The organism is Synechococcus sp. EJ6-Ellesmere (genome assembly GCF_024345875.1).
In the GTDB taxonomy this organism is placed as follows: Bacteria; Cyanobacteriota; Cyanobacteriia; order PCC-6307; family Cyanobiaceae; genus Regnicoccus_A; species Regnicoccus_A antarcticus.
The window spans coordinates 1-20,836 of the sequence record NZ_JAGQBY010000039.1 but is presented as its reverse complement, the minus strand read 5'-3'; the positions used below and the strand labels follow the sequence as shown (position 1 = coordinate 20,836).

At 66.5% G+C, this 20,836-nt stretch carries 13 protein-coding genes and 4 pseudogenes; 9 read left to right on the top strand and 8 right to left on the bottom strand.

Annotation, left to right across the window (positions count from 1 at the left end; genetic code table 11):
* Nucleotides 1–1,193, bottom strand: a pseudogene (locus KBY78_RS06110) (hypothetical protein); the annotation flags it as partial.
* 259 nt (nucleotides 1,194–1,452) lie between these two features.
* A complete protein-coding gene (locus KBY78_RS06105; protein ID WP_255142842.1) occupies nucleotides 1,453–2,490 on the bottom strand; it encodes an IS1595 family transposase in 1,038 nt (345 codons plus the stop codon).
* Nucleotides 2,491–2,637: 147 nt separating this feature from the next.
* Between KBY78_RS06105 and KBY78_RS06100 the strand changes: the two genes are divergently transcribed.
* Together KBY78_RS06100 and KBY78_RS06095 are read left to right on the top strand one after the other, a co-directional pair.
* Complete coding sequence (locus KBY78_RS06100) at nucleotides 2,638–4,335, top strand: ShlB/FhaC/HecB family hemolysin secretion/activation protein (RefSeq protein WP_255142841.1); 1,698 nt, start codon at nucleotides 2,638–2,640, stop codon at nucleotides 4,333–4,335.
* Nucleotides 4,336–4,343: 8 nt separating this feature from the next.
* The gene (locus KBY78_RS06095) at nucleotides 4,344–6,248 is read left to right on the top strand and encodes a CHASE2 domain-containing protein (RefSeq protein WP_255142840.1); all 1,905 of its coding nucleotides are present in this window, start codon (nucleotides 4,344–4,346) and stop codon (nucleotides 6,246–6,248) included.
* On the opposite strand, the gene KBY78_RS06090 is transcribed toward KBY78_RS06095, so the two are convergent.
* Nucleotides 6,202–6,852: a hypothetical protein gene (locus KBY78_RS06090; RefSeq protein ID WP_255142839.1), complete on the bottom strand. Its 651-nt coding sequence runs from the start codon at nucleotides 6,850–6,852 to the stop codon at nucleotides 6,202–6,204. The genes KBY78_RS06095 and KBY78_RS06090 overlap by 47 nt on opposite strands.
* A 41-nt stretch (nucleotides 6,853–6,893) precedes the next feature.
* Nucleotides 6,894–6,992 (bottom strand): annotated as a pseudogene (locus KBY78_RS06085) (transposase); the annotation flags it as partial.
* Between KBY78_RS06085 and KBY78_RS06080 the strand changes: the two are divergent.
* Nucleotides 6,992–7,291: pseudogene (locus KBY78_RS06080) on the top strand (arginine decarboxylase); the annotation flags it as partial. The pseudogenes KBY78_RS06085 and KBY78_RS06080 overlap by 1 nt on opposite strands.
* Nucleotides 7,292–7,305: 14 nt before the next feature.
* Nucleotides 7,306–7,872 (top strand): cyclic nucleotide-binding domain-containing protein, encoded by a 567-nt coding sequence (locus KBY78_RS06075; protein WP_255142838.1) that lies wholly within the window; start codon nucleotides 7,306–7,308, stop codon nucleotides 7,870–7,872.
* Between the two features lie 34 nt (nucleotides 7,873–7,906).
* On the opposite strand, the gene KBY78_RS06070 is transcribed toward KBY78_RS06075, so the two are convergent.
* Nucleotides 7,907–8,263 carry a DUF3307 domain-containing protein gene (locus tag KBY78_RS06070; RefSeq protein ID WP_399215416.1) on the bottom strand — a complete coding sequence of 119 codons (357 nt, stop codon included), beginning with the start codon at nucleotides 8,261–8,263 and terminating at the stop codon, nucleotides 7,907–7,909.
* A 37-nt stretch (nucleotides 8,264–8,300) separates the two neighbouring features.
* The gene (locus KBY78_RS06065; protein ID WP_255142843.1) at nucleotides 8,301–8,981 is read right to left on the bottom strand and encodes an SIMPL domain-containing protein; all 681 of its coding nucleotides are present in this window, start codon (nucleotides 8,979–8,981) and stop codon (nucleotides 8,301–8,303) included.
* A gap of 172 nt (nucleotides 8,982–9,153) precedes the next feature.
* On the opposite strand from KBY78_RS06065, the gene KBY78_RS06060 reads away from it, so the two are divergent.
* Nucleotides 9,154–10,632, top strand: a complete 1,479-nt coding sequence (locus tag KBY78_RS06060; RefSeq protein WP_255142837.1) for a mechanosensitive ion channel family protein — start codon at nucleotides 9,154–9,156, stop codon at nucleotides 10,630–10,632.
* 132 nt (nucleotides 10,633–10,764) lie between these two features.
* Here the strand turns inward: KBY78_RS06060 and glsA are convergent, their stop codons facing one another.
* The gene (glsA, locus tag KBY78_RS06055) at nucleotides 10,765–12,627 is read right to left on the bottom strand and encodes a glutaminase A (RefSeq protein ID WP_255142836.1); all 1,863 of its coding nucleotides are present in this window, start codon (nucleotides 12,625–12,627) and stop codon (nucleotides 10,765–10,767) included.
* A gap of 105 nt (nucleotides 12,628–12,732) precedes the next feature.
* Nucleotides 12,733–15,423 carry an alanine--tRNA ligase gene (gene alaS, locus KBY78_RS06050; RefSeq protein WP_255142835.1) on the bottom strand — a complete coding sequence of 897 codons (2,691 nt, stop codon included), beginning with the start codon at nucleotides 15,421–15,423 and terminating at the stop codon, nucleotides 12,733–12,735.
* 33 nt (nucleotides 15,424–15,456) lie between these two features.
* Between alaS and KBY78_RS06045 the strand changes: the two genes are divergently transcribed.
* The 4 genes and pseudogenes from KBY78_RS06045 to KBY78_RS06030 form a co-directional block, all read left to right on the top strand.
* Nucleotides 15,457–15,921 carry a hypothetical protein gene (locus tag KBY78_RS06045; RefSeq protein ID WP_255142834.1) on the top strand — a complete coding sequence of 155 codons (465 nt, stop codon included), beginning with the start codon at nucleotides 15,457–15,459 and terminating at the stop codon, nucleotides 15,919–15,921.
* A gap of 147 nt (nucleotides 15,922–16,068) precedes the next feature.
* Nucleotides 16,069–19,182, top strand: coding sequence for a DEAD/DEAH box helicase (locus KBY78_RS06040; RefSeq protein ID WP_255142833.1), 3,114 nt, complete (start codon nucleotides 16,069–16,071; stop codon nucleotides 19,180–19,182).
* 7 nt (nucleotides 19,183–19,189) lie between these two features.
* On the top strand, nucleotides 19,190–20,494 hold the full coding sequence (locus KBY78_RS06035) for a YegS/Rv2252/BmrU family lipid kinase (RefSeq protein WP_255142832.1): 1,305 nt from the start codon (nucleotides 19,190–19,192) through the stop codon (nucleotides 20,492–20,494).
* Between the two features lie 8 nt (nucleotides 20,495–20,502).
* Nucleotides 20,503–20,836: pseudogene (locus tag KBY78_RS06030) on the top strand (metallophosphoesterase); the annotation flags it as partial.

The following is a 20,836-nucleotide window of genomic DNA, read 5'->3' as shown; positions in this document are numbered from 1 at the left end:
GCATCAGCTTCGAGGGTGCTGGCGGCATTCACTGTGGTGCTGCTGGCGTTGGCGCCACCGAGGCTCAGGGGCTGGCCCTGGTAGCCGCCACCTACGCGCACGGCCCCACCACCGCCGCTACCACTGGCATCGATCCGGGCCGCCGCCAGGTTCACCGTGGGGGCGGTGAGCTCGATCGTGCCTCCTTTGGCGCCGGCCCCCGTGCCCAAGGCTGTGGCCGTAGCCGATGTGAACAGGCTCTTGCCCGCCTGGATGCTGATCGAGCCGCCGGCGCTGCTGCCGCTGGCATCGAGCAACGCACCAGCGCTCTGCACCACTGCCTGGCCGGCGCTGATGGCAATGCTGCCGCCAGCACCAGCACGGCCCTTGGCCTCGATCGGCGCACCACTCACCACAGAGCCCGTGGCGTTGATTCTGACCGACCCGCCACTGCTGCCACTCGCTGTAAGGGCCGTGTTCTGCAGGAGGGAATGGCCGTTGATCGAGAGGCTGGGCGCCTGGATCCCAGCCGCCTGCAGCAGCACGTTGCCGCCCTGGGCATCCAGCAGCAGGCTCTGGTCCACCGTCAGCAGACCGCCCGAGAGGCTGAGATCACCATTCGTCTGCAGGCCGATCGCGGCCAGGCTGGCCGGATCGGTGAGCGGGCCTGCTGCACCCTGCAGCGGCGTGCCGCTGAGGAGGGCCGCCTGGCCAGCGGTGGTCCCCGCCGCATCGAACACGCCGTTGCCAAGGCGCCAGCTGGTGGCGGTGCTCAGGTTCAGCTGCTGGATGTTGGCGAACCCCCCGGCGCCGCTGATGGCGATGCCGCCGGGGGAAAGCCAGTACAGGTTGCCGGGGCTCGATAACGAAATCAGCTTGTCGATGAAGCTGCCCAGGGGGTTGGTGACCCCCACGAACACGTTCTGGGAGCCGCCAGTGGCGAAATTCACCCCCGTGATGCCACCACGGGTGTCGAAGGCCGAAAAACGATGAAACAGGTTGCGGTCAGCCCTCGTGCCGCCGCCCACCTGGCAGAGGCCGGCGGCGCAGCTCCCGCCCGCCAGCCCGTTCACCGCCGTACCCAGGCCCAGGGCACCGCCGGTGGCCGTCACCTCGCCCGCCGTAACTGAAGCGCCAGCCAGGAGCGCCGTAAGTCCCAGGGCCACCGAAGCAGCCTGGCCAGTGAATGGGGTCATCCGGGAGAGTGTCGCCATGGGGAGAACGCCCTCAAACCAAAACATGAAGGCACTCAGCCGAAGCCTAGCTACGTCTAGGGGAAGCTCGTCAGGGCCGATGTTGGCGTCGTAACCATGATACAGAAGTTCACGGAGCAAGCAGCGAAAGGCCAACAACAAACAACATTGCGGCCCCATTCATTCCAGCCGGCTCTCACTGACCGTTCACCAAAATCATCAGAAAGGGGGGTCTCCAGTTCGCTACAGTAGACACCAGATGTAGCGTCTTGCCTTTTTCTCACGCCCTTCGCCATGGCCGGTTCACCACGTTGATCTGGATCTCTTTTGGTGAACTGTCACTGCTGGGGGGAATGGGAGGAATACGGCGGGAGCGCCGGGAGTGAATCAGGTCCTTGTAGGGCAAAGGCTTGGCCTGCACTGCGAGCTCTAGCAGACGGAAAAACAGCATCCCTCGTGCGCGTGAGTGGCGACGGTTGAAACGGAATACCCACTCATCGCAATACGACTGCAAATGCAGTTTTGGGTACTGCTGGTATGAGTTCAGCAACGACCTTTTGAACAGCGATGCAACCCTGTGTACAGCCGGCAGAAGTACATGAGCTTTCTCTTCGGATGCGGATAGATTGAACCGTACGTGGCTATAGCCCACCTCCGTCAGGCCCCTGTAGGCCCGCCATCCATCGGTGTACACCGTCGCACCTGGCTCGATTGCCTCAATGACGAAACGGGTCAGGGTCTCCCCTGACCCGTCAGGGATCACCTTCAGCCTTGCGCGGCCAAAACCCTTTGGTATCAGTGTTTCTACGGCGACAACCACCAGTGTTTTCCCAGCCGCTCCTCGCCCTGGAGGCCCTGCCTTCGATCCACCGACCAAGGTCTCATCGACCTCGACATCCCCGACCAGAAGCTCCCTGCCAGGACGCACCATCGCGGACCGGAACTTATGCAACATCGTCCATGCGGTCTGGTAGCTGCCTAGCTCAAGCTCACGTTTGAGCCCCTTCGCAGACATCCCCGCCGTTTTGCTGTGGGTCATATGCCATGCCGTCGCAAACCATGTCTTCAACGGCAGGCGGGTCCCCTCAAAAATCGTCCCAGATGTCAGGCTTACTCGACGGTGACAGCCTCCGCAAGCCCAGTTTCCCTTTACGGTCTTCCAGCCAGATGATGCACACCACGGGCAGACAAATCCACAGGGCCATCGCAACCACTCCAGGTAGTCCGCACACTCCACATCATCCGGGAACCAGACGAGCAATTCGTCCAAACTCCTCGGGTAATGGACGCCACCAGTCAGCTGAGGAGGACACACCATATGTAGCGTCTACTGTAGCGAACTGGAGACCCCCCTTTCATCAGATTCTCAATCAGGAATGGCAAGGACGATTGGCCAAGGGGCTCGTCGCTGTGAAATTCGGACGAACCTCCGATAGCTTTCATCTGCAATGTTCACCCAACGCTCATGTTCCCGCTACCCTTGCTGGCCCAGCTGGTGGCACCACCGCTGCAGCAAGGGCCGGTGCGCCTGCCCGGCCCTGGCGCGACCGAACAGAGGCCCGATGCGGACCGCCCAGCGCCCCGGATCGATATCGATGAGCAGCCAGTAAAGCCATCAGGGCCGAGCGAACCCGGGGACACAAGCCCGACAAAACCCACCACCAGCCCCGAGGGTCTGCCTGAGATCCGCGGCTCAAAGCGCTACTCCAGCGCTGAGCTGACCGCCATCCTTCAGCCCTGCCTGGCGATCAGCGATCCGGGCGAGCGGCTCAAGGCCTGTGCCGCCAGCCTCACGGCCAAGCTGGTGGCGGATGGCTACGTCAACAGTCGCGTCTTCGTCGTAACCAACCCGGCGCCCGGCCGCCTGGAGGTGGTGGAAGGGCGGATCGTGGAGGTGCGGGTCAACGCCAAGAATCCCTGGCTCAATCGGCGCGTCACCCGCCTCTTGCGGGCGCTCCAGGGCGAAGTTCTGAACCTGGCCGAGGTGGAACGCCAGCTGCGGTTGCTGCAGCGCCAGGCGGGCATCAAGGACATCCGCAGCAACCTCTCGCGCCTAGGCAGCGACCCCACCCAGGCCGTATTGACGGTGAACGTGGAACTGGGGAGCCAGCCACTCCAGGGCGACATCTCCCTACGCAACGACGGCTCCAGCGGCTCCGGCGAAGGCCGGGCCGTCGGCACCCTGGTGAAGGGGGGGCTGGCCACTCCCGGCGACATCCTGCTGCTCTACGGAGAACTCAACTTCGACGACAACCCCTCCCTGGGGGCACTGATCACGTCCGCCAGCTACACCTACCCCCTCAGCGATCAGTTCAACCTCACGGGCTCCTTCGGCTACAGCCGCCGCAACCTGATTGAGCTCCCCGCCCCGGCCAACGAATTCAGCACCCGGCAATTCCAGGGTCTGGGGCAGTTGGAATGGGTGTTCAGGGAAACCCTCACCCAGCGCTGGGCCGCCTTCGCCGGCCTGAGCATCAACCGCAGCGACACCTACTTTGCAGGCAATGCCCTGCCCAGCTTCCTGCCCGAGAGCGTGCGCTCCCCGCGCACGGGCTTCCTGCGAGTGGGGCTGAGCGGCAGCGGCCTGAGCAACTCCGTGGGCTGGAGCGGCAACGTCTACGCCCTGCAGGGGCTTGGTGCGTTCACCCCAACCAATCAGATCAACGAGCTGGCCCAAGTGGGCATTGTCCCGGGCCAAGCCACCGCCCTGGGGGGCCTGGTGTCAGCCGCCTGGGGGTTCGCACCCAATTGGCAACTCAACCTGCGGGCCGGGGGGCAGCTGGCCCTCAACCCTCTCACCTCCTCGATGCAGTTCACCCTCGGCTCCGATGTGGGTCTGCGCGGCCTGCCGGGTCAGTTGATCAGCGGCGACAACGGTTGGCTCGGCACCAGCGAACTGGTCTGGACGTTCTGGCAGAAGAAGAAGAATGCCTTGCAACTGGTGCCCTTCTTCGGCTACGGCGGCATCAACACCAAGCTGCAGGGGCTCAGCTTCACCGACTACGTCGGCTCCACCGGCGTTCTCGCCCGCTGGCTCGCCGGCAACAACTGGACCCTGGAAGCCGGCTGGGTGAATCAGTTGGGCACCAACACCAACATCGGTCCCTGGGCCGACTGGACCCTGAGTCAAGGCTTCTACGGCAAGGTTCAATACCGGTTCTGAGGCCCGCCATGATGCGTCGATCGATTCGTCAGAACTGGATCGGCAAAGTCCTCATGCTGGCGGCACCCTTCGGAGGAGCCGCCCTGCTGGTGGCGGCGCTGCGCTTCACGGGCATCGCCGAATCGCTCAACCTGCTGCTCTACGACCTGGTCACCCACCTGCGGCCGGCGCCCTCTGGAGCCACCACGCCGATCACGATCATCGGCATCAGCGAAGCGGACATCTCGCGCCACGGCTGGCCGATCAACGACCAGCTGCTGTGCCAGGCGATCGACACCCTCAGCGCCGATGGCGCCCAGGCGATCGGCCTTGATATCTACCGCGACAAGGGTGTCGGTCCCGAGCAGGAGTGCCTGCGCCGCCAGGCACGCACCAACCCGCGGCTGGTGTCGATCTTCAACGCGGCCGAATCGATCGGCCCGATCCCTGGCACCCCGAGCAATCGCCAGGCCTTCAACGACCTGGTGGTGGACGCCGACGGCGTGGTGCGCCGCGACCTGGTTCATGTGTCTGGCCAGGATGCCGCCACCGTGGCCCTTCCCCTGCGGCTCGTGGAGGTCTTTCGCGGCAACGGCGAGCTGCGTCGACGGCTTGAAACCCGCCCCAACGCCGACGGCTGGCTCGAGCGCGATTCGGGCGGTTACTTCAACCTTGATGCCGCCGGCTTCCAGCAGATGCTGGCCTTCCATCAGCCGGGCAGCTTTCCCGTCTGGTCGCTGGATCAACTGCTCACCCAGAAGGTTCCGAAGCAGCAGATCAATGGCCGAATCGTGCTGATCGGCAGCATCGCCCCCTCCCTGCGGGATCTTTTCAACGTTCCCCAAACCCGCTTTGTGCTGGCGGCCCGCCAGATGCAGATGCCCGGCGTGGAACTTCATGCCAACCGCACCGCATCCCTGCTGGCCTTCGCCGATGGCCAACCCCATGGGCTGTGGGCCCTGCCGGGCTGGAGCGGCACGCTGCTGCTGGTGCTGGGTCTGGGGCTCGGTATAGCCCTGGGGGAAGGCTTCGCCACCCTGCGGCCCAGCATCCTCACTGTGACGGCTGTGGTGCTGCTGGGCCTGGGGACGGCTGTGGCCCTGTTGATGCAGGGGATCTGGGTGCAAACCACCCTGCCCCTGGCGGCCATGACAGTGATGGCGGGAGCCGCCTGGCTGCGCCGCGGGGCCGCCAGCCAACAGCAGCGCCAGCAGATCCAACGCCTGCTCGGCCAGACCACCTCGCCGGCGGTGGCCCAGCAACTCTGGGAGCAGCGGGAGGAACTGCTCAGCGACGGGCGCTTCGAGGGCCGCCTGCTTTCGGTCACCGTCGTTTTTTCCGACACCTGCAACTTCACGACGGTTTCGGAGCGGCTGAAGCCGGGGGAGCTGCTGGCATGGCTGAACAGGGGCATGGCCCTGTGCGTGCCGGCGATCACCGCGCGTGGCGGCATGGTCAACAAGTTCACCGGCGACGGATTCCTGGCCGTGTTTGGAGCGCCGCTGGGCAAGGGGGAGGCGGCCGACGCCGCCGATGCAATCGACGCCGTCCTGGCGATTCAGAGCGGCCTGGAACAACTCAACCGCGACCTGGCCGCCGACGGAGAACCGGCGATGCTGATGCGCATTGGCGTTCACTCCGGCACCGTGCTGGCGGGCTCGATGGGCAGCAGTGAGCGGCTGGAGTACGCCGTGATCGGCGACACGGTCAACTGCGCCTCGCGCCTGGAGAGCTCAGAGAAAGGCCGCCAGAACGGCCTTTGCCGGGTGCTGGTCTCCTCGGTAACGCGCGATCTGGTGCTCCAGAACGACACCATGACCATGGAGTGGGAGGCCTGGGGCAGCCTGCAGGTGAAGGGGCGACAGGAGCCTCTCGACGTCTGGGAACTCAGGGGCAGCGCACCGGCAGTTGCTCCGGCCAGTCCGGGCCGATGACATCCTCAAGACCGAAGGTCATGGCCAGCTCCGCCTTGGCCACCTGGGAGCCACAGAGCCGCTTGAGTTTCTGAAGGCCCGCCTGAAGGCTTCGGTCCTTCACGGTCACGTCGGTCACGAGCAAGCTCAGTGCCGGTGGCGAGACCGTTTCAACGAAGCTGAGGGGATCGCTGGAAGGCAGCTCACTGGCCTCAGCGCAACGGAAGGAGGATTCCCAGACCTGGGAGGCCTTGAGGCTGCCGAGGCTGAGCAAGGTCACACCCGTCGGGGCTGGGGGCAATTCCCGTTTCATGCCGGGCCCGGCGGCCGTACCCCCGGGGCCCTGGGGCCGGAACTGCACCTGCAGGGGGCGGGGGTTGGCGGTGGGTCCCTCCAGCAGGGCCACCGTCAGGGCTGGGCCAGGGGCAAAGACGTTGTCGCCGGGCACAAGGTGCGCCAGCACCCGGGAGGCGCACTCACCACGGGTGCCTCCGCCGATGCGACGGCCGGGGAAGGCGCTGCGCTGGTTGGTCTGGGCCAGGGCGGAGCTGGCCTCAAAGCTGAGGACGGCCACGGCGAGGAAGCCGAGCAACTTGTGGCCAGGGTGGGGATCAAAGTGGGCCATCGCGAGTGGGTGTGACGTTCGCTGAATCACCACCTTCACAATCGCACAATTTCCTTGTTCAGCCGCTCGAGTGGGCTGGTGCTCCAGATCCTTCGCCCGTGCTCCTGGGGGAAATGCAGGAACGCCAGCACGCCGTCACTTTCTCGGCGGCGCTTATCAGGACGTGATGGGCAAACTCCACGACCTCGTCGGCAGAAACAATGCAGTCGATATCCGTCTAGGTGCCAATGGCCGCTATCCGGTGGAGCATGTGGTGAGGGGCAACACCAAGGCCGAGGTGCTTGAAGCGATGGAACACGAACCCGACCAGCTGCTCGAGCGCCAGCGGGTGGCCAGGGAGGCGGCCATCAGCGGCGGCGTCCTGCCGATCCGCGATGCCCAGCGGTTGATGCCCCACCTGGAAGGCAGCCTCCGCCAGACCACCTACCTGCAGACCTGATTGGAGCCAATGCCATGTGGGGAGATGAACCCCAGCTGAAAATCCTGCGCGAGCGCATCAAGTTGCTGCTGAAGATCCACCACGCCGATCTGGCGCCGGTCCAGCGCCACGCCAGCCAGGGAGAACTGCTGATGCAGCAGGGAGATCCCGCCACCAGCCTGATGCTGCTCACCAGCGGCAAGGTGGCGATCCAGATCCGCCTGCTCGAGCTCAAGCCCCACACCCTGGCGGTGGTCGAAGCCGAAGAACTGCTCGGTGAGATGGGACTGTTCGGCACCGGCAGCCATTCCGCCGATGTGCGGGTGGTGGAGGGACCGGCTGAGCTGGTCGAAGTCAGCGGCGACAACTTCCTCAAAACCCTGCTCTTCGACGTCGACCTGGCCATGGAGATGCTCGCTCTGGTAAGCCAGCGTTGCAAGTCCAGCAACATGGTGATCGGCCTCCTCCTCGACGGCATCGCTGCGGCCTACCGGGGCGACACAGCCCAGATGGCGGCCATCGCCGACGCCATCCGCCCGCTCGATTACTGCCTGAGCCTGGCAAGCGACCGGCTGGTGGAGTTGGGCAAGTGCAGGGCTTAGGCCGCCGGTTTGATCCCCCTCATTCGGCCGTTTATCACGCCCCACCGGGAAATCCAAAGGCCAGGGCCACCCAGAGGCCCTTGCAGCCCAGATGCAGGGCCTGATCCACGCGCAGTCCGTAGCTCCCTCGGCATTTGCCGCTGTCGATCAGGGCATGGACGATCCACTCGGCCAGCCCCAGCCAGACCACGCCCGTGAGCAGCGCCACAAAAAATCCGTGGATGCCGGCATGGGCAGCCAGCCACCACGGCCAGGGCAGGGTCACGTCGCGGCCGGGGCATTTCTCTACCGCCATGCGATCGCTCTGCAGGCCGAAATCTCCCACGAAGTGGCCCATGGCCAGCAACAAAAAAAGTTCCAGGCCCGAAAGGGCCTGCCCAGCCGCCAGCAACCTTGCAGCCCTGCGTAGAAGTACTGATTATGCCGGTTCAGCTGGCACAGAACCGAACCAGCAGTCCCAAGCGGTCGATGGGGGCAGCCAGTTCGGCCGGATCGAAGGGGGCGGCCTCGTCGGCCATCGCCGTGCGTAGCAGCCTCGGCCGCATTCCCCCCTCGATCTGGACCTCCAGGGGGCTGAGGGCCCGCAGGCCGATCACCTCGGCGATGGCGCGGGCCTGGCCGAGTGCATCCTGATAGGCGCCCCGCAGCAGCTGGCCTCGCACGGCCAGATCAGCAGCGGGGTCCGCCTCCGTGGACACAGGAGCCAGACGGACCCCGGGCAGGCTTCCCACCTGGCGGATCAGGCCCTGCAGCTGGGAGGGCTGCAGCTCACCGTTTACCTGAAGATTGGCCTCCATCGCCGCCGGACGATCCGGGCTCACGGGCCGCTGCCAGCTGGATGGCGAACTCACCGCCAGCTCCTTGACCTGCAGGCGCTGCAGCGCCTGGCGCACCGCGGCCAGGCGCTGCTGAAGCTCGCCCAGGGCCGCGTCGGCCGTGGGCGCCTCCGCTGAGAGCGCCAGGGACACCTTGAGCACGTCGATCGTGCGCTTTTGCTCGGCACTGCCGCGTGCTTCGAGCAGAGCGCCATCGCAGCGCAGCTGCACGTTCTGAGCTGCAGCCGGCGGGGCCAGCTGCAGCAGGATCAGGACAAGGGGCACCGCCCCCATCGGGCGAACAAGACAAACCATGGGCTCTCGATGGCCTAGGGGAGGGGAACGGTCCAAGCCTGGCAGGGGTTGGCGTGATCAGAACAGCTCTGCTTTTCACATCTATCCTGCGTTCCAGGCTGACCGGGTCATGGACTGGGTGGCTGGCGTTGTTTGACTGCTGAACCCACGAATGCCCTTCCTGGAGGTTTGGCTCGCCGCCATCGTCGTGATGGTCCTGCTGCTGCCTCTGCAGCTCCTGATCAGGCGGCTGCGCCTGCCGAAGTTGCCACTCCAGCTGGCGACCCTGACGATCCTGAGCTCGGCGGTGGTGCGCACGCTCCCCCTCATCCTCATGCCCGCCCATTACCGGGCCTGGATCTCCACCATCGACGAGTTGATGTTCAGCTACCTGGGCATCCGCATGGCCCTCTGGGGATTCCTGGAGATGCCCGCTGCGCTGGGACTGAGGAAACAACCCCCCGACATTTTACTGCAGTTGCTGATCCTGGGTGGTGGCGCCGTGGCCACAGTGATCGTGGTCCAGGAGCAAGCACGCTTCAATCTGGTGAGCCTGCTCACCACCTCGGCCGTACTCACCGCGATGGTAGGCCTAGCGGCACAGGAGCCCCTCAAGGACCTCTTCGCCGGCCTTGAACTCCAGTTCGATGATGTCTTTTCTGTGGGGGACTTTCTTGACCTGGGCGATGGGACCTTGGGGGTTGTGGTGTCGATCAACTGGCGTGACACCTGCCTGCGGGACCTCACGGGTGCCCTGGTGGTGGTACCGAACACCAAGGTCACCGCAGTGGTGGTGCGCAATTACGTGTCCTTTGGATCCATGGGCAACCGCTTCAATCTGGGGCTCGATTACTCTCTACCCCCCTCCAAGGCCAAGCAGTTACTCCTGGATGTGCTGGAGAAACATCCCCGTGTGCTCAAGGAGCCCTCACCAGCCGTGCGGGTGCGGGATTTTGCTGATAGTGCCATCACCTACGACCTCCTGGCCTTCCAGCAGCCAGGAAACCTGGGCGACCTCCTCGACCTGCGCAGTGAACTGCTTGAGCAGATCTGGTTCACCCTGGAGCGAGCCGGCCAGAGCGTGCCCTATCCGGTGCGGGAGTTGCGGCCGAAGCGGACCGTCCTCGACTCCGGACACCCCGAGCAGCGCGGCCTGCAGGAGCGTCGCGACCTGCTCAGCCGCAACCCCCTCTTCGGCGACCTCAGCGAGGAGGAGATGCTGCAACTGGCCACGACCAGCCGCTGTCTGCGCTTCGCCCCTGGGGAAGTGGTGGTGCGTGAGGGCAACCGCGGCGACTCCCTGTTTCAGGTGGTACAGGGGCTCGTCCAAGTGCTCAAGGAGCAGGAAGGCAGCGAACCGTTCCAGGTGGCCTGCCTGAAGCCGGGAGATATCTTCGGGGAAATGTCGATGCTCACGGACAGCAATCGCAGTGCCACCGTCCGGGCCCTGGAGGAATGCGTCCTGCTGGAGGTGTCACGCCCCAGCCTGGGTCCGTTGCTGCTGGAGAACCCACCCCTGATGGACCGACTTGCCCACCTGGTGAGCAAGCGTCGGGGCGAACTGGAGGGAATGGAGAGGGAGAAGGTGAAGCAAAACGAGAATCAGCTGCTCAAACGCATGAAACAACTGTTCGAGACATTCACACTTTAACCCTCGCCTGAATTCTCGGCAACCTGAACTCTCAGCAGGGCAACAACGGAAACAACGACCTCAGCTGACGTTGCACAAACCTTTAGCGACGCTGCCAGATCAGCGCTCGGGAGGTCATTGGGCACAACCGCTTCACAGATGTTCCATCAAGGCGAGTTGATAGCTGGTGAGGGCGAGCTTGGTCCCCAGATCACGGGAGAGGGCCAACAACAGGTCCGTGACGGCATCGGGCTCCCACTGGCGCAGGCTATCGAAATCGTGGCGCTCCAGCACCCAGCAGCTGCCGTCGAGATCCGCTGTCACATTGGCTGTTCGGGGTGTGCCGGAGAGGAAGGCAATCTCCCCGAAACACATCCCGGGTTCGAAGGTGGCCAGGCGGGAGGCATAGGTCTGCCCGTCACTGCCGCGCAGTTCGACGGTGATGGTGAAAAGACCCTCCCGCACCAGAAACAGCTCATGGCCCGGATCGCCCTTCTTGACCACATGCTCCCCTTTGGCGAAGCTGCGGGATTGCATCAGATCGGCCAGGGTCTGGCGGTGGGTGGGTTGCAACATGCCCAGAAAGCCAAGCGTCTGATCGATCTCCGTAGTGAAGGGAGGATCCGGATCCTCGTCTTTGTTTGATTCCAGCAGCAGATCTTCGGCGCATTCCAGGGCCTGATCGAGATGGTCGAACTGGGGCATCTCCTCCTCTCCCCCGGCCACGGAGAGTGTGCGGGGCAGGCTGAGATGGCGGCCTCGGGCCATCAGCACGATCACTCCCCGGCGCCGCAGAGACGTGAGCTCATTGAGGAGCAGCCCCCTGGATTCCTCCGGAAGTTCCGTGACATGGGCCACATCCAGCACCAGGATCCAGGCATCAGCCATGATCTCGCTGAGCTCGGAGAGCAGCCTCTCGGTCGCGGCGAAATCGAGCACCCCTTGGGTATGCACGATCCGGACCGCATCACGCCGATCCTGCAGCAACTTGGCCTGATCCGCCGCACGCCAACGCCGAGACTGGCGCTGGGAGCCTTTATACGAGCGCCGGATCGTGGAACTGGTCTGGGGATATTGATTGAAGAGGCTGAGGCCGAGGCTGTCGGAGAGCTCATTGCAGACGGCAATGCCGCGCACACTGTTGCCGAGCGCGTCGAGCGGCGGCGAATAGGTGGCGATGCCGAGGCGGCCGGGCACCACCGCCAGCACGCCCCCGCCGACACCACTCTTGGCCGGCATGCCCACGTCGTAGAGCCATTGACCGGCGAAGTCGTAAGTGCCGCAGGTGGCCATCAGGGCCAGCATGCGCACGGTGATCTCAGGCGTGAGTGGCCGTGCGCCGGTGAAGGGGTTGTGACCCTGGCATGCCAGGGTGGCGGCCATCACCGCCAGGTCGTGGCAGGTGACGGTGATCGAGCACTGCTTGAAATAGAGGTCGAGTGAGTCTTCCGGATCATCTTCGATGATTCCAAAGTTACGCAGCAGGTGACCAATCGCCCGGTTGCGGTGGCCAGTGGCACGCTCGGACTGAAACACCGCCTGGTCGATGCTGAGGCGACGCCCAGCCAGTTCGCTGAAGAAGTCGAGCATCAGGGCTTCAGCCTGATGTGGGTCGTGGTTCCAGATCTGCGCTGTGGTGGCGATCGCCCCCGCGTTGATCATCGGATTGCGGGGACGGCCCGTCTTCTGATCGAGACTGATGGCGTTGAAGGCATCTCCAGAGGGCTCCACCCCAACCTTCGTGGCCAGGTACTCGCCCGAGAACAACTTCAGGGCGAGACCATAGGCGAACGGCTTGGAGATCGACTGGATCGTGAATGGTTTGCGGGTATCACCCACCTCATAGACGCGCCCATCCACCGTGGTGATCGAGATACCGAAATCCGAGGGATTCGCCTTGGCCAGCTCTGGGATGTAGTCAGCAGGAGCCCCATCTTCCAGCAGGGAATACCGCCGATGAAGGTCCGCCAGCAGCCCCTCAATCACATCGGCAGTGCTGCTGGGCGTATCGATCATGAGATCAGGATCCAGCGGGGCATGGAAGGCCGGATAGGCCTGATCTCAATCCCAGCGAAGCAGTCGGTCTGTAGCTGGGGCTACATGAATCCCGATCATTCGCAATCACGACAAGGAGGCGATCAGGTCGGCGCGGGCCTGCTCCAGGGCCGGGTCGAGGGAGGCGGCATCACGCCCGCCTGCCTGGGCCAGCTGGGGGCGACCCCCGCCGCCGCCGCCGCAACGCTTCGCCACCACGGCGATGAAGCTGCCGGCCTTCGGCCCGGCGGCGATCACCTCGGCGCCAAAGGCCGCCACCAGCACCAGCTTGGCTGGCTCCTCAGGGGCAGGAAGGCCGCCCAGCACCACCGCAGCGGCCGAACCCAGGCCCTCCTGGAGCTGCTGGGCGGCCGTCTGCAGAGCGGCACCCTCCACACCATCAAGCCGTGCCACCAGCACCCGGAACGCCCCCACCTCGAGGGCGCCGGTAGCCAGGGCCGAGGCCCGGGCCAGGGCCAGCTCGGAGCGGGCCGCCGCCAGCGCCCTGGACGCGGCCTTCAGCTCGTCCTGGAGGCCGCTCACTCGCTCGAGGATCTCCCCGGGCTGCACCTTGAAGCGATCCCCCAGGGCCCGCACCACGGTGTCGCGTTCCTTGAGGTAGTCGAGCACCGCCGGACCGGCCACCGCCTCGATGCGACGGATGCCGGCGGCCACACCGCTCTCGCTCACGATCCGGAACAGGCCGATCTCGGCGGTGTTGGCCACGTGGGTACCGCCGCAGAGCTCCATCGACACCCCCGGCACATCCACCACACGCACGGTGTCGGCATACTTTTCGCCGAACATGGCCACGGCCCCGGCCGAACGGGCCCGCTCCAGCTCCATCTCGCGCACCTCCAGGGCGTGGGCGTCGGCGATCCAGCCGTTGATCCGCTCCTCGATCCGCTCCAGATCCTCCGGGCTGATGGCGTGGGGGCAGTGAAAATCGAAGCGCAGCCGCTCGAAATCCACCAGAGAGCCGGCCTGGGCGATCGAGGGATCCACCAGTTGTTTCAGGGCCGCCTGCAGTAGGTGGGTGGCGGTGTGGTGGGCCTGGACCCGGCGGCGGCAGGCTCGGTCCACCAGGGCGGTCACGGTGTCGCCCAGGGCCAACTCGCCCCGCTCGATCCGGCCGTGGTGGACGATCAGCTTGCGCTGGTGACTGACTGCCTCGATGCGCACGATCACACCGGCCTCGGCTCCAGCCCCGGGGGCACCCCCTGCCAGCACACCGCGATCACCGATCTGGCCGCCGGATTCGCCATAGAACGGGGTGGAATCCAGCACGATCTGCACCGCATCGCCCGCCCGGGCGCCCTGCGCCGGCTCCCCATTCACCACCAGGGCCATCACCTGGCTGGGGTGCTCCAGGGCCTCGTAACCGCGGAAGTCGGTGGCCGGCAACTGCTCGGCCATGGCCTCGATCGCCCCCTGCAGGGTGAGATCGAGGCGGACCGACGCGGCCTTGGCCCGCTGGCGCTGGGCCTCCATCGCCGCCTCGAAACCCGCCAGGTCGACAGCCAGCCCGTGCTCCTCGGCGATCTCTTCGGTGAGCTCCAGGGGGAAGCCGTAGGTGTCGTAGAGCTCGAAGGCCTGCTCACCGCTGATCTGGCTCGGCCCTGCGGAGAGCACCTCCGCGAGCAGTTTCTCGCCGCGCTCGAGGGTTTCCAGGAACCTCGCCTCCTCCCGGGCCAGCTCGGCCATGATCGCGTCGCGACGCTCCACCAGCTGGGGATAGGCATCCACCATCAGGGCGATCGCCGCCTCCCCCATCGCCGTGAGGTAGGGGGTGGTGATACCCAGTAGACGTCCATGACGCACGACCCGCGGCAGCAGGCGGCGCAGGATGTAACCCCGGCCAAGATTCGAGGCAGTCACCCCATCTGCAATCAGCTGGGGGATGGCGCGGCTGTGGTCGCCGATCACCTTCAAGGAGGTCTGGCCGCGGGCGTCGAGCTGTCGGTAGTTGACCCCCGCCAGGGTGGCGGCGGTTTCGATCAGGGGATAGATGAGGTCGGTTTCGTAGTTGTTCGCCGCCCCCTGCAGGATCTGGGCCATGCGTTCCAGGCCCAGGCCGGTGTCGATGTTCCTGTTCTCCAGCGGCGTGAGGTTGCCCTCGGCGTCGCGGTTGAACTGCATGAACACCAGGTTGTAGAACTCGATGAAGCGGCTGTCATCCTCCAGATCGAGATGTTCAACGCCCAGCTCGGGCTTGAAGTCGTAGTAGATCTCGGAGCAGGGGCCGCAGGGGCCGGTGGGGCCCGACACCCAGAAGTTGTCGGCCTCACCCAGGCGCACGATCCGCTGGGGATCGACCCCCACCGTGTCACGCCAGATCGCCGCGGCCTCATCATCGTCGCGAAAGACGCTCACCACCAGATGCTTCGGATCCAGGCCGAACACCGTGGTCGCCAGCTCCCAGGCCCAGGTCATCGCCTCGGTCTTGAAGTAGTCGCCGAAGGAGAAGTTGCCCAGCATCTCGAAGAACGTGTGATGCCGGGCCGTGCGGCCCACGTTCTCGATGTCGTTGGTGCGGATGCACTTCTGGCTGCTGGTGGCCCGTGGCGACGGCGGCTCCGCCTGCCCCAGGAACACCGGCTTGAACGGCAGCATGCCGGCAATGGTGAGCAACACCGTGGGATCGTCGGGCACCAGTGAGGCGCTGGCCATGCGCCGGTGCCCCCGGGCCTCGTAGAAGGCCAGAAAGGCCTCGCGGATCTCGGCGCCGCTGTGGGGGCGGGAGCGCCGCTCGGAGCGGCTGGATGTTTTGGCAGCCATGGCCGGACGCGGCAGATCAACCCTGGAGAGGGCATGATCGCCCAGCACAGCCCCCTCCCGATCCGCGCTGTCCCCGTGCCCGCCCTGACGGCCCCAACCGACCACCGCGCCCAGCTGCGGCTGCAGTCGATCGCCTGGGCGCTGCTGGCGGGCGCCACCGCCCTGACCCTGGCCCTGGTGCTGGGGCTGAGGCCGGCCCTGCGGGCGGGGGGTTGCGGCTTCTTTTACGGCCTGCTGGCCTTCCACCTGCAGCGGGTCGATCCCGACGACAGCCACCTGCAGGCAGGCCTGGTGGGGGCGGTCTGCGGCATCCGCAGTCTGGGCACCAGCCCCGAGCTGCCGGCCGTCGGGGAGCTCCTGGGTCAGGGGGGGCTGCGCTTGCTGCCGGGGCTGGCGCTCGAGCTGCTGCTGGTCTGGCTGCCTCTCTGGCTGCCGCTGGCGGGCAGTGCCCTGGTGCTTCAGGCCCTGCAGCGCTGGCTGCCGCCCCTGAGGCCCTAGCTGCAGCCTGGGGGCGCGCCATCCGGCAGAGTGCCCTGGGAGTCACTCCGCTCACGCGAGCCGAGGCGATGTCCGTGGTCAATGTCCGTGGTTGCTGCCGGTGTTCACGATGCGACGCCACACCTGGTCTGAGCGGGCCCAGCGGCCATGAGCCTGCTGCACGCCACCTGGCTGTCGGCCGACACCGCCGCCGTGCCCGCCCTGGGAGGCGGCTACCGGCCGGGCTTGCTGCTCTGGGCCGACACCTGGCGGGTGGCGGAACCCCAGACACCGGCCAGCGAGGCGCCCCAGCACCCCCTCAGCCTCGACCAAGACGACCTCGGCGCCTGGCTTGAGGAGGCCGACCTCTGGACGGAGGATTTCCGCCCGGCCGGAGCCACCCTCTGCCTGCCCAGCCGCCGCCAGGGGGCCAGGGGGAAAAAGAAAAGCGACACCAGCAGCTGGAGCGGCCTGCCCCTGCAGGCGGGCGAGCCGATCCCGAAATCCGTGGAGTGGTGGCCCTGGCGGGTGGAGGGCTGGTGGCTGGAGCCCGGCGCCGCCACCCTCTGGCTCGGGCGCCTGCCCCTCTCAGGCGACCATCCCGATCTGGCCGATGACCTGCGCTGGTGGAGCCATCTGCAGCGCTGGTCACTGAGCCTGCTGGCCCGGGGCCGGCTGCTGCCCCAGGTGGAGGGGGGCCGCGCCCGCTGGCTGCCGTTGATCAACCGCGAAGACGACCGGCGCCGCCTGGAGGATCTGGCCTCGCGTCTGCCCCAGGTGGCGGTGGCGGCCCTGGAGCCCGGCCAGGGGGAGGCCGGCGTCGCGATGGCGTGCTGGCGGCCGGGATCCGGGCGTCGGCGGCTGGCCTCGATCCTCACGCACCTGGTGGATGCACGCATGCGTGCGGGCTTCACCCCCAGCGAGGAGGGGCTGGATCCGCTGCTGGCGGCCTGGCAGCGGGCCCTCGGCCCCGGTGACGGCCGCCTCGATCTCGGGGACGACGACTGCGAACGCCTGCAGGTGGCCACCCACCACTGGCGCGAAGCGGTGGCTGGCCGGGTCGAGCCGGCCCGGGCCTGTCTTGAGCTCGACACACCCGATGAGGGGGAAGATCTCTGGCCCCTGCGCTTCAGCCTCCAGGCCGAGGCCGATCCCAGTCTGCTGCTGCCCGCAGCCGGAGTCTGGGCCGCCGGGGCCGGCTGCCTGCAGCTGGGTGAAACCGAACTCCAGCAACCCGGTGAACTGCTGCTGGAAGGCCTCGGGAGAGCCCTGCAGGTGTTCGAGCCGATCGAGAGGGGTCTCGACACCGCCACACCGGAGCGGATGGCTCTCACCCCGGCCGAAGCCTTCGTGCTGGTGCGCACCGCCGCGCTGAAGCTGCGTGATGTGGGCGTCGGCGTGGTCCTGCCCCCCAGCCTCAGCGGTGGCCTGGCCAGCCGGCTCGGCCTCTCGATCGAGGCCGATCTGCCCGAGCGCTCCCGCGGCTTCAGCCTCGGTGAAAGCCTGCAGTGGAGCTGGGAGCTGATGATCGGCGGCGTCACGCTCACCCTGCGGGACCTGGAGCGGCTGGCGGGCAAGCGCAGCCCGCTGGTGCAGCACAAGGGGGCCTGGATCGAGCTGCGTCCGGGTGATCTGCGCAATGCCGAGAAGTTCTGCGCCCTCGATCCGGTCCTCAGCCTCGATGACGCCCTGCGCCTGACCGGCAACGAGGGGGAGACCCTGCAGCGGCTGCCGGTGCACCGCTTCACAGCCGGCCCGAGGCTGAAGGCGGTGCTGGAGCAGTACCACCAGCAGAAGGCCCCCGATCCCCTGCCGGCCCCCGAGGGCTTCGCCGGCCAGCTGCGGCCCTACCAGGAGCGCGGCCTGGGCTGGCTGGCCTTCCTGCACCGCTTCGATCAGGGGGCCTGCCTGGCCGACGACATGGGCCTGGGCAAGACAATCCAGCTGCTGGCCTTCCTGCAGCACCTCAAGGCGGAGCAGGAACTGAAGCGTCCCGTACTGCTGGTGGCCCCCACCTCGGTGCTCACCAACTGGCTGCGGGAAGCGAAGGCCTTCACGCCGGAACTGAACGTGGTGGAGCACTACGGCCCCCGGCGACCCTCCACCCCCGCCGCCCTGAAGAAGAAGCTGGAGGGGATGGATCTAGTGCTCACCAGCTACGGCCTGCTGCAGCGCGACAGCGAGTTGCTGAGCAGCCTCGACTGGCAGGGGGTGGTGATTGATGAGGCCCAGGCGATCAAGAATTCCTCAGCGCGCCAGTCGCAGGCGGCCCGCGATCTGGCACGCCCGCTCAAGCAGAGCCGCTTCCGCATCGCACTCACCGGCACCCCGGTGGAGAACCGGGTCAGTGAGCTCTGGGCCCTGATGGACTTCCTCAATCCGAAGGTGCTTGGGGAGGAGGAGTTCTTCCGCCAGCGCTACCGCCTGCCGATCGAGCGCTATGGCGACATGGCCTCGGTGCGCGACCTCAAGGCCCGCGTCGGCCCGTTCATCCTGCGCCGCCTCAAGACTGACCGCTCGATCATCTCCGACCTGCCCGAGAAGGTGGAACTGAAGGAGTGGGTTGGACTCTCACCCGAGCAGGTCAAGCTCTACCGCCGCACCGTGGAGGACACCCTCGATGCGATCGCGCGGGCACCCGTGGGCCAGAAGCACGGCCAGGTGCTGGGGCTGCTCACCAAGCTCAAGCAGGTCTGCAACCACCCGGCCCTGATGCTCAAGGAAGGGGAGGTGGGGGCCGGCTTCAGCTCCCGCTCGGCCAAGTTGCAGCGGCTCGAGGAAATCGTCGAGGAGGTGATCGCGGCCGGCGATCGGGCCCTCCTGTTCACCCAGTTCGCCGAATGGGGCCACCTGCTCCAGACCCACCTGCAGCAGCGCTTCCACCAGGAGGTGCCCTTTCTCTATGGCAGTACCAGCAAGGGGGAGCGTCAGGCGATGGTGGATCGCTTCCAGGACGACCCCCGGGGACCACAGCTGTTCCTGCTCTCGCTCAAGGCAGGCGGCGTGGGGCTCAACCTCACCCGGGCCAGTCATGTGTTCCACATCGACCGCTGGTGGAATCCGGCGGTGGAGAACCAGGCCACCGACCGGGCCTACCGCATCGGCCAGACCAACCGGGTGATGGTGCACAAGTTCATCACCAGCGGCTCGGTGGAGGAGAAGATCGACCGCATGATCCGCGAAAAGGCCCGCCTGGCGGAAGACATCGTCGGCAGCGGTGAGGAGTGGCTCGGAGGCCTCGATCCCGGCCAGCTGCGCGACCTGGTGGCCCTGGAGGAGTGATCCGGCGATGACTGCTGCCATCGCCCTTCTGGCCAGCGCGGGCAGTAACGAACGACTTCTGGGCTGGCTGGAGCAGCACCAGGTGCTGCTGGAAGGGTTCCCCCTGCTCGCTCCGGCGGAGCTCGCCCTGGCCCTGGCTGAGGATCAGCGCTCCTCAGGCCTGAAGGTGAGCCCACTGGCGTCGCTGGCCGCCGGCGGCGACATCCAGATCGCGGAGCGGGTCCTGGCCGGGGCGGTGGGCGCCGTGCTGTTCTTCGTGGATCCCGCCACCACCCTGGCCACCACCCCCGACCTGCGCCTGCTGCTGCGGACCTGCGCGCTGGCCGGCATACCCCTGGCCCTGAACGAAGCCACGGCCACCCTCGCCCTGCGGGGCCTGGGCCGCAGCCGGCTCGCCTATCTGATCTTCAACCCGGTGGCCGGCCAGGGGGAACCCAATCAGGATCTGGCCCTGATCCGCTCCCTGCTCGAACCTCAGCTGCTGCTGAACGTGGTGGTGACCCGGCCGGATCGTGACCCCGCCGATCAGACCCGGGAGCTGGTGGACCTGATCCAGGCCAGGTCCGAGCCGCACAGCGGCAGCGTGATGATCCTGGCCAGCGGTGGCGATGGCACGGTCTCAGCGGTGGCGGGGGCCGTGATCAACACCGGCATCCCCCTGGGGGTGATCCCAAGGGGCACCGCCAACGCCTTTGCCACCGCCCTGGCCATTCCCACCGATCTTGAGGGAGCCTGCGAGACGATCCTCGCCGGGCACACCCGGGTGGTGGACGCAGCCCGTTGCAATGACACGCCGATGATCCTGCTGGCGGGCATCGGCTTCGAAGCGGGGATGGTGGACCGGGCCACCCGGGAGCTCAAGACGATGCTCGGGCCCCTGGCCTATGTGCTCGCCGGCGCCCAGCAACTGGCCACCCAGGAGCCATTCCAGGCCAGGCTGACCATCGATGGCCAGGTGACCGAGTTGCAGAGCGGAGCGATCACGGTGGCCAATGTGGCTCCCGCCACCTCGGTGCTGGCCCAGGGCTTCGGCCAGGTGATCCCCGACGACGGTCTGCTCGAGATCACCATCGCCTCCCCCGCCAACCGGCTGCAGGGGCTCAACGCCTTCGCTTCGCTGGTGGCCTCCGCCGTGGTGCGCTCGCCCACCAACCGGCCCGATCTGCTCTGCCTGCGGGCGCACGCGATCACGATCAGCACCGATCCGCCTCAGAACCTGGTGATCGACGGCGAAATGCTGGCGTGCAACCCGATCAGCATCACCTGCCTGAGCGGAGCACTCACGGTGTTCACCCCCCTCCCCGTGGCCTGAACCCAGCGATGACCCTGGCCTCGGAGGCAAGCATCAGCGCCAAGATCGTGCAGATGGACCAGCGGATTCGGCGGGGCCATGCCGACCTGGTGCGCCGGGGTATCGACCAGACCCGGCTGGTGATCGAAGGCTCACCCGAGGCCGCCGAGCCCTTCAGCTTCCTGGTGCTGGGGGACAGCGGCTCGGCGCGCTATGGCGCCAGCAGCCCCCAACGGCAGGTGGCCGAGTTGCTCTTCTCCCACCAGGAGGGCGTGGGTTTTGTGCTCCACACCGGGGATGTGGTTTATCTGGTGGGCTCCAGTGAGCAGTACCCGCGCAACTTCATCAGGCCCTACCGGGAAT

Coding starts and splice junctions, on each gene's coding strand:
- KBY78_RS06060 (WP_255142837.1), top strand. CDS start 9,154: ATGCCCTTCCTGGAGGTTTGGCTCGCCGCCATCGTCGTGATGGTCCTG.
- KBY78_RS06090 (WP_255142839.1), bottom strand. CDS start 6,852: ATGGCCCACTTTGATCCCCACCCTGGCCACAAGTTGCTCGGCTTCCTC.
- glsA (WP_255142836.1), bottom strand. CDS start 12,627: ATGATCGATACGCCCAGCAGCACTGCCGATGTGATTGAGGGGCTGCTG.
- KBY78_RS06100 (WP_255142841.1), top strand. CDS start 2,638: ATGTTCCCGCTACCCTTGCTGGCCCAGCTGGTGGCACCACCGCTGCAG.
- KBY78_RS06065 (WP_255142843.1), bottom strand. CDS start 8,981: ATGGGGGCGGTGCCCCTTGTCCTGATCCTGCTGCAGCTGGCCCCGCCG.
- KBY78_RS06105 (WP_255142842.1), bottom strand. CDS start 2,490: ATGGTGTGTCCTCCTCAGCTGACTGGTGGCGTCCATTACCCGAGGAGT.
- KBY78_RS06035 (WP_255142832.1), top strand. CDS start 19,190: ATGACTGCTGCCATCGCCCTTCTGGCCAGCGCGGGCAGTAACGAACGA.
- KBY78_RS06075 (WP_255142838.1), top strand. CDS start 7,306: ATGTGGGGAGATGAACCCCAGCTGAAAATCCTGCGCGAGCGCATCAAG.
- KBY78_RS06040 (WP_255142833.1), top strand. CDS start 16,069: ATGAGCCTGCTGCACGCCACCTGGCTGTCGGCCGACACCGCCGCCGTG.
- KBY78_RS06095 (WP_255142840.1), top strand. CDS start 4,344: ATGATGCGTCGATCGATTCGTCAGAACTGGATCGGCAAAGTCCTCATG.
- KBY78_RS06045 (WP_255142834.1), top strand. CDS start 15,457: ATGATCGCCCAGCACAGCCCCCTCCCGATCCGCGCTGTCCCCGTGCCC.
- alaS (WP_255142835.1), bottom strand. CDS start 15,423: ATGGCTGCCAAAACATCCAGCCGCTCCGAGCGGCGCTCCCGCCCCCAC.